Origin of the sequence: Kribbella sp. NPDC004875, from assembly GCF_042873375.1 — a bacterium.
In the GTDB taxonomy this organism is placed as follows: Bacteria; Actinomycetota; Actinomycetes; order Propionibacteriales; family Kribbellaceae; genus Kribbella.
Genome location: NZ_JBIALI010000005.1, coordinates 828,959 through 836,717 on the forward strand (window position 1 = coordinate 828,959; position 7,759 = coordinate 836,717).

General features: G+C 69.3%; 8 protein-coding genes. 7 read left to right on the plus strand and 1 reads right to left on the minus strand.

All coding sequences use genetic code 11. The features are described from left to right. Positions 1-22: 22 nt before the first annotated feature. Genes ACFYRH_RS30470 through ACFYRH_RS30490 form a run of 5 tightly spaced genes read left to right on the plus strand, consistent with a single transcriptional unit; the run spans position 23 to position 3,897 of the window. A complete protein-coding gene (locus ACFYRH_RS30470) occupies positions 23-532 on the plus strand; it encodes an arginine repressor (RefSeq protein WP_387782513.1) in 510 nt (169 codons plus the stop codon). 58 nt (positions 533-590) lie between these two features. Continuing rightward, positions 591-1,103, plus strand: coding sequence for an RNA polymerase sigma factor (locus ACFYRH_RS30475; protein WP_387782515.1), 513 nt, complete (start codon positions 591-593; stop codon positions 1,101-1,103). Beyond that, entirely contained in the window at positions 1,100-1,783 is a 684-nt protein-coding gene (locus tag ACFYRH_RS30480) for a hypothetical protein (protein WP_387782517.1), read from the plus strand. Before ACFYRH_RS30475 ends, ACFYRH_RS30480 begins: the two co-directional genes overlap by 4 nt. Positions 1,784-1,799: 16 nt before the next feature. Then, complete coding sequence (gene argH, locus ACFYRH_RS30485) at positions 1,800-3,215, plus strand: argininosuccinate lyase (RefSeq protein WP_387782519.1); 1,416 nt, start codon at positions 1,800-1,802, stop codon at positions 3,213-3,215. A gap of 10 nt (positions 3,216-3,225) precedes the next feature. Then, positions 3,226-3,897 carry a DNA-3-methyladenine glycosylase gene (locus tag ACFYRH_RS30490; RefSeq protein WP_387782521.1) on the plus strand — a complete coding sequence of 224 codons (672 nt, stop codon included), beginning with the start codon at positions 3,226-3,228 and terminating at the stop codon, positions 3,895-3,897. On the opposite strand, the gene ACFYRH_RS30495 is transcribed toward ACFYRH_RS30490, so the two are convergent. Beyond that, positions 3,894-4,841 carry an LLM class flavin-dependent oxidoreductase gene (locus ACFYRH_RS30495; protein WP_387782523.1) on the minus strand — a complete coding sequence of 316 codons (948 nt, stop codon included), beginning with the start codon at positions 4,839-4,841 and terminating at the stop codon, positions 3,894-3,896. The genes ACFYRH_RS30490 and ACFYRH_RS30495 overlap by 4 nt on opposite strands. A gap of 109 nt (positions 4,842-4,950) precedes the next feature. Here ACFYRH_RS30495 and ACFYRH_RS30500 point away from each other — a divergent pair, with 109 nt between their 5' ends. Both ACFYRH_RS30500 and tyrS read left to right on the plus strand, forming a co-directional pair. Further along, on the plus strand, positions 4,951-5,988 hold the full coding sequence (locus ACFYRH_RS30500) for an App1 family protein (protein ID WP_387782525.1): 1,038 nt from the start codon (positions 4,951-4,953) through the stop codon (positions 5,986-5,988). A 60-nt stretch (positions 5,989-6,048) separates the two neighbouring features. Next, positions 6,049-7,341: a tyrosine--tRNA ligase gene (gene tyrS, locus ACFYRH_RS30505; RefSeq protein ID WP_387782527.1), complete on the plus strand. Its 1,293-nt coding sequence runs from the start codon at positions 6,049-6,051 to the stop codon at positions 7,339-7,341. Positions 7,342-7,759 lie beyond the last annotated feature (418 nt).

The window sequence follows — 7,759 nt, forward strand, 5'->3', positions numbered from 1 at the left end:
CCGGAGCGAAGCGAGGACGTGGATGAGTACCGCCGTACCGACTACGAAGACCGCGCGGCAGCAGCGGATCGTCGACCTGCTCGGTCGGCAGCCGGTGCGGTCGCAGACCGAGCTGGCGGACCTGCTCGCCGCCTCGGGTCTCGTGGTCGGGCAGGCGACGTTGTCCCGCGACCTGGTCGAGATCGGCGCGGTGAAGGTCCGCGACGCGTCCGGCCAGCTCGTGTACGCCGTACCGGGTGAAGGTGGCGACCGTACGCCGCGCGCGGGCGAGGCGGCCGCTTTCGAGGCTCGCCTGGCCCGAGTGGCGTCCGAGCTCCTGGTGTCGGCCGAGGGCAGCGCCAATCTCGTCATCCTGCGAACCCCGCCGGGGGCGGCCCAGTACTTCGCGTCGGCGATCGACCACGTCGGCCTGGACGACGTCCTCGGCACCATCGCCGGCGACGACACCGTCATGGTCGTCTCCCGCAACCCCACCGGCGGTGAGTCCCTGGCCGCCCGCTTCCTGTCCCTCGCCGCTCGCGAACCCAAGTAGCGAACGCTGACGCCGGCCGTCGCCAAGTACCAGGTGAGGTGGGCGGAGGGGAGCGGCGATGGACGAATGGTTCGTGGCGCAGGTCGATGAGCACGGCGCCGACATCCACGCGTACCTGAGCCGCCGTACGGCTGACGGAGTCGCGGACGACCTGCTCGGGGAGGTGTGGGTCGCGGCGTACGCCGGTCGCTCGTCGTACGACCCCGATCTGGGCTCCGCGCGCGCCTGGCTGTTCGGAGTGGCTCGGCACGTGCTGCACGGCTACTACCGCAAGCGTCGCGTGCCCAGGCTGCTCGGCTTCGAGCGACCTGTGGACGAGACGGACGCGGTCGACGCCCGCCTGGATGCCGCAGCCCTCGGACCCGCTCTGAAGGTGGCACTGCGCGAACTGCCCGCCGTCGAGCGCGAACTGTTACTCCTGGTCGCCTGGGAGAACCTGACCCCGACCGAGGCCGCGCAGGTGCTCGGTATCCCACCTGGTACCGCTCGCTCGCGGTTGCACCGAGCCCGCCAACGAATGGACGAGCAACTCAACGACCCCCCAACGACCCGACAGGAGGCCGGCCGATGAACCCCACCGATCACTGGGACGACCTGAAGTCCGCCGGCGCGGTTCCACCGCCGTCCGCGGAGGTTCTCGCTCACGCCCGCCGACAGCTGGACGAGGCCGCCGCGCGATCACGGCGTACCCGCAGTGTTCGTCGCCGGGTGCTTGTGCCCGCGCTGGCCGCTACGGCGACCGCCGCCGCGGTCATCGGCGGCGTCGCGATCAACCGTGGCGCCTCGGAGCCGGACCCGGTCGCGATTCCCGGCCCACGAGCCAGCTCGCCTCAGCCGAGCCCTCCGCCGTCCCGCTCGGGAGGGATCGCCGGCTCCTGCGTTGTCGGGTATTCGCCGGCGGAGCTGAAGAAGCGCGCGTTCGCCTTCGACGGTACGGTCCAGAAGGCCGTGCGTACGTCGGACGGGGCGGTCCCGAGCTATTTGCTGACCTTCACGGTCCACGAGTGGTTCAAACCGGCCGGCGGCCCCCTGACAGTGACGGTACGCACCATCACCCCACCACGGGGATCCGGGTACGACGTGTCCGTCGAGTTCCCCGACTACACCGTGGGCACCCGGCTGCTCATCGCCGGCGAACCGCGGTGGGGCGGAACCGATCCGTTGAAAGACGCCTACGCGTTCGGATGCGGCTTCAGCCGGGCGTACGCGCCGGGCGATGCCGCGACCTGGCGCGCGCTGTTGAGCAAGTGACTGAGAGGATGACTTTGTGAGTACTGGAGAGAACGCCGCGCTGTGGGGTGGGCGGTTCGCAGGCGGTCCGGCGGATGCGTTGGCGGCCCTCAGCAAGTCGACGCAGTTCGACTGGCGACTGGCGCCGTACGACATTGCCGGGTCGAAGGCGCACGCGAAGGTGCTGCACAAGGCCGGGCTGCTGAGCGACGAGGATCTGGCGGCGATGTTGGCCGGGCTCGACGCGCTTCTTGACGACGTGCTCGCGGGGAAGTTCCTGCCGGCTGAGGCGGACGAGGACGTGCACACCGCGCTGGAGCACGGGCTGCTCGACCGGCTGGGGCCGGAGCTGGGTGGGCGACTGCGGGCCGGGCGGTCGCGGAACGACCAGGTCGCGACGCTGTTCAAGGCGTACCTGCGGGAGCAGGGCCGGATCATCGCGCGACTGGTGCTGGACCAGATCACCACGCTGGCAGACCAGGCCGAGCAGCACCTCGGTGTCGCGATGCCGGGGCGGACTCACCTGCAGCACGCCCAGCCGGTGCTGCTCTCGCACCACCTGCTCGCGCACGCCTGGCCGCTGATCCGCGACCTCGATCGGCTTGCCGACTGGGACGCGCGCGTCGCCGCGGACTCGCCGTACGGCTCCGGCGCCCTGGCCGGCAGCTCGCTGGGCCTGGACCCGGTCTTCGTCGCGACCGAGCTGGGCTTCACGAATTCGTCGGCGAACTCGATCGACGGAACGTCGTCGCGGGACTTCGTGGCGGAGTTCGCGTTCGTCACCGCGCAGATCGGGATCGACCTGTCCCGGCAGGCCGAGGAGGTGATCATCTGGGCGACGAAGGAGTTCGGTTTCGTCGAGCTGGACGACGCGTTCTCGACCGGGTCGAGCATCATGCCGCAGAAGAAGAACCCGGACATCGCCGAGCTCGCCCGAGGCAAGGCCGGGCGGCTGATCGGCAACCTGAGCGGTCTGCTGGCCACGCTGAAGGCGCAGCCGCTCGCGTACAACCGGGATCTGCAGGAGGACAAGGAGCCGGTCTTCGACTCCATCGACACCCTGCAGGTGCTGCTGCCCGCGTTCACCGGGATGATCCGGACGCTGCGCTTCAACTCCGACCGGCTCGCGGAGCTCGCACCGCAGGGCTTCTCGCTGGCGACCGATATCGCCGAATGGCTGGTCCGGCAGCAGGTCCCGTTCCGGGTCGCGCACGAACTGGCCGGCGCCTGCGTCCAGGAGTGCGAGAAGCGCGGCATCGAGCTGTGGGACCTGACCGACGAGGACCTCGCCGCGATCTCCCCGCACCTCACGCCCGAGGTCCGCTCGGTCCTCACGGTCGAAGGGTCCTTGGCGTCCCGCAATACGCGTGGCGGAACCGCTCAGGACCGCGTCGCCGAGCAACTGGCGGAGCTGCGGACCCGGGCGACGGAGTTCAGCACCCGCCTCGCCTAGGGTGCTGCGCATGCCGGTACGTCGTTCGTCGCTCAGTGGTCCCGTGCTGGACGTGGCTCCGAAGCTGCTCGGCATGGTGCTGCGCAGCACCACCGCCGAAGGGACCGTCGCGGTCCGGCTCACCGAGGTCGAGGCGTACGACGGGCCGAACGACCCCGGCTCGCATGCGTACCGTGGGGAGACGCCCCGGAACGCGGTGATGTTCGGACCGGCGGGCTTCCTCTACGTGTACTTCACGTACGGCATGCACTTCTGCATGAACGTCGTCATCGGCCCCGAAGGCAAACCGTCGGCCGCCCTGCTGCGGGCCGGCGAGGTCATCGAAGGCGTCGACCTCGCCCGCGCCCGCCGTGGGCCGGTGGCCACTCAGAAGTCCGCCTTCAACCAGGTGAAAGCCGGGCCGGTCGTCAAACGCCCGAGGGTCAACCCGGACCGCGACCTCGCGCGCGGTCCGGCGCGCCTGTGTGTTGCCCTCGGCATCGGACGCGAGGGCAACGGCATCGACCTGCTTGCCGAGGACTCGGCCGTCCAGCTCCTCCCCGGACCCGGCTTCGTCGGCGAGCCGTCGACCGGACCGCGAGTCGGCCTGCGCGAGGCCGCCGACCGGCCGTGGCGGTTCTGGATCCCGAACGATCCGAGCGTCTCGCCGTACCGCCCACACGTCCCGAAGAAGCGCGCCTAGCGGTTCGACAACTCGAGCACGTGGTCCAGCTGGGGGAGCCCGTGCTCGACCTCGGGGTCCGGAAACAGACCGATGTGGTGCACGCCGGCGGCCTCGAGGGTCTCGAGGTGGGTTGCCGCGTCGTCGAGCGTCCCGATCGCGCCGATCGCCGTCCACCAATCGGCCGGCATCCCGACCAGGCCGGCCTCGCCGGACTCGTCGTACAGCTTCTTCATGTCGTCGAAGAACGGCAGCGCGGCGAGCTGCGGCGGCCGCTCGCCGATCCGCCACCCGAGCCAGGGCGCCGTCCACTCGTACGCCGCCTTGCGGTCCGGCCGCACGCACATCGCCGCGAACACCGCCACCACGAACCCATCGGGCGATCCGGCGTACTCGACCGACTCACGCACGTACGGCGCGGTCGCGGGCTCGGCGAGCACGACACCGTCGGCGACCCGGCCGGCCAGGGCCATCGACTTCGGCCCCTGGACGCCGAGCAGGATCGGCGGAACCTGGGCCGGCGGCGCGTCCAGCTTCACCTTGTCGAGGAAGACCGTCTGCCCCTCGAAGCTGACCTCCTCGCCGGCGAGCAGCCGGGTGACGGTCGTGGTGACCTCGTCAAGAGTCGTCAGCGGCGACTTCGGCCGGACGCCCATCTGCCCCATCCACCCCTGCACGCCGTGGCCGATACCCGGAAGGAACCGCCCGGGGCCGAGCGCCTCCAACGTCGCGAACTCCATCGCGGTCACCGCCGCGGTGCGCGCGACCGCGGGCACGATGCCGAGGCCGACCGTGAGTCGCTCGGTCGACGTCAGGGCCGCGGAGACCAGCGACGGGCCGGCGGTGAAGAAGCAGTCCTCGATGATCCACAGCTCGTCCGCGCCGCCGTGCTCGAGACGGCGCGCGACGTCGGTGACCAGAGCGGCCGGGTAGGTCCGCGGGAAGCACATTCCTACAGCTGTCATGGGAGGACGCTACGAGATCGGACCGACAGTTCGTGAACGGCAGGTCAAAGGTGTCCACGGACCGCGAGTGAGCACGACTAGCGGCCCGTGCGCCGGGTAGGTTTCCGGTATGGCCCGTCCGCACTACGCGTCCCGACTCGAGGACTGGTTCAACGTCGGGGTGCAGGCGGTGCTGCGACGGCGCGGCTGGCAGGAGCGGATCATCCCGCAGGTCGGCTACGGCAACACCGAGTTCGTCCGCGTGCTCGCGCGCGTGGTGCTCGGCCGGGACCCGCGCAACCAGCCGCGGTACGACGAGGACCAGGTGGTGCGCGGCTGGCGCGCGTTCGTCACCGCACCGGCGACCAAGGTGCCGGTGACGGTCATCGTCGCCGGGCAGACCTTCGAGACCGTCACCGACCGCGGCGGCTTCATCGACCTGACCGTGCCGGTGGTGCTGCCGCCGGGGTGGCACGAGATCGCCCTGGGCGTGCACGGCGACCGCAAGGCCCGGGCGCGGATCTTCGTCCCGGATCCGGACGCGACCTTCGGACTGGTCAGCGACATCGACGACACGGTGATCCTGACGATGCTGCCGCGGCCGTTGATCGCGGCGTGGAACACGTTCGTCCGCGACGAGCAGGCGCGCCGCGTCGTACCAGGGATGGCAGGGCTGTACGACGAACTGCTGGCCGACCACCCGGGTGCGCCGATGTTCTATCTGTCGACCGGGGCCTGGAACACCGCACCGACGCTGACCCGCTTCTTCGCCCGGCACGGATACCCGCCTGGGCCGTTGCTGATGACGGACTGGGGGCCGACGAACACCGGATGGTTCCGTAGCGGACAGGAACACAAGCGGACTGCCCTCCGCCGGCTGGCGCGCGAGTTCCCGAACGTCCGCTGGGTCCTGATCGGCGACGACGGCCAGCACGACCCCCAGCTGTACGGCGACTTCGCGCAGACCCACCCGGACCACGTGCTCGCCATCGGCATCCGTCAGCTCACCCCGGCCGAGCAGGTCCTGTCGCACGGTCTACCGGTCCCGAACGCGGACCCGGGCGCTCACGATCCACACCGCCCGACCGCGGTGACGGTGCAGGGTCCGGACGGACATGCGCTCCGCCCACAGCTCCGTTCGGTTCTCACCCGTCCCGAACCCACCTGAGCCGCAGCGCTCCGGCGTACAGGACACTAGTACTGACCGACGTACTCGAGGAGAGAACTAGTGACCGAACGCCGCACTCAGGTGCTTGACGACCTGGAGAGCCGTGGCCTGATCGCCCACTCCACCGATCCAGACGCCCTCCGGGCCTCGATGGCAGCTGGACCGATCACCTCCTATGTCGGTTTCGACCCCACCGCGCCCAGCCTGCACATGGGGAACCTGTTGCAGCTGCTGACGCTGCGGCGACTCCAGCTGGCGGGTCACAACCCGATCGGACTGGTCGGTGGCGCCACCGGGTTGATCGGTGACCCCAAGGAGACGTCGGAGCGCGTGCTGAACGCGAAGGACGTCGTCCAGGACTGGGTCGAGAAGGTCCGCGTCCAGGTGGAGAAGTTCATCGACTTCGACGAGTCGCTGCCGAACCCGGCGCGGATCGTCAACAACTACGACTGGACCAAGGACCTCAACACGCTCGACTTCCTGCGGGACATCGGGAAGCACTTCCCGGTGAACCGGATGCTCGGTCGTGAGGTGGTCAAGGCGCGGTTGGAGCAGGGGATCAGTTACACGGAGTTCAGCTACGTGTTGCTGCAGTCGCTGGACTTCCTCGAGCTGTACCGGCGGCACAACTGCACGCTGCAGACCGGCGGTAGCGACCAGTGGGGGAACCTGACGGCCGGCGTGGAGCTGATCCGGCGTGCCGAGCAGGGCAAGGCGCATGCGTTGGCCACACCCCTGGTGACCAAGGCGGACGGGACGAAGTTCGGCAAGACGGAGTCCGGGACCGTGTGGCTGGACCGGGAGCTGACGACGCCGTACGCGTTCTACCAGTTCTGGTTCAACAGCGACGACCGCGACGTGATGCAGCTGGTGCGGTTCTACACCTTCCGTACAGCGGAGGAGATGGCTGCGCTGGAGCAGGCGACTGCTGAGCGACCGCAGGCGCGGGAAGCGCAGCGTGTGCTGGCGGAGGACGTGACGACCTTGGTCCACGGGGCCGAGGAGACTCGGCGGGTGCAGGAAGCGTCGAAGGCGCTGTTCGGTCAGGGGGAGTTGGCGTCACTAGACGGTTCCACCCTTGTCGCGGCGCTCCGCGAAGCACCCCATGTCGAGCTCGGCGCCGGCGAGCCAATGCCGACGTACGGCGACCTCTTGGTGAAGTCGGGGTTGGTGGCCAGCAAGTCGGCTGCCCGGCGGACGGTCGCCGAAGGTGGCGCGTACCTGAACAACGAGAAGGTGAAGGACGCGGAGTACGTGCCGGCCGCCGACGACCTGCTGCCCGGTGGTGTGCTGGTGCTGCGGCGTGGGAAGCGTTCTTTTGCAGGGGTTCTGGCGACACCGACCCAGGGCTGACGGCTCGGATGTGGGAGCCGCCCACTCCCACATCGAGGTTGTCGAAGGCAAATTACAAGCCTGTGATGCTGCCCACCGGGGCCCGATTTGACCGGCCACCTGGGAGCCACGTAATGTTCTTCTTGTTGGAAGCGAGGCGCGGGACGCGAAAGCGGCCGGTCGCTCCAAAACCCCCAAAGGCTAGCTCAGCCGGAACGTGTCTTCGGACTCGGGTCGGCCAGCAAGACGCGGGTGGGGGTCAGAAAAACTGGGACTTGACTCGGTGGATCTGATCCGGTAGAGTAACGCAGGTTGCCCCGGGAGCCTGGCTGCAAGGCCAGACTGCGGTGTGCGTCCGATTCTTGAGAACTCAACAGCGTGCCGAAAGTCAATGCCGAAAGATGCATTAACCCCGTCCACAGGCGTTGAACGTCTTCCT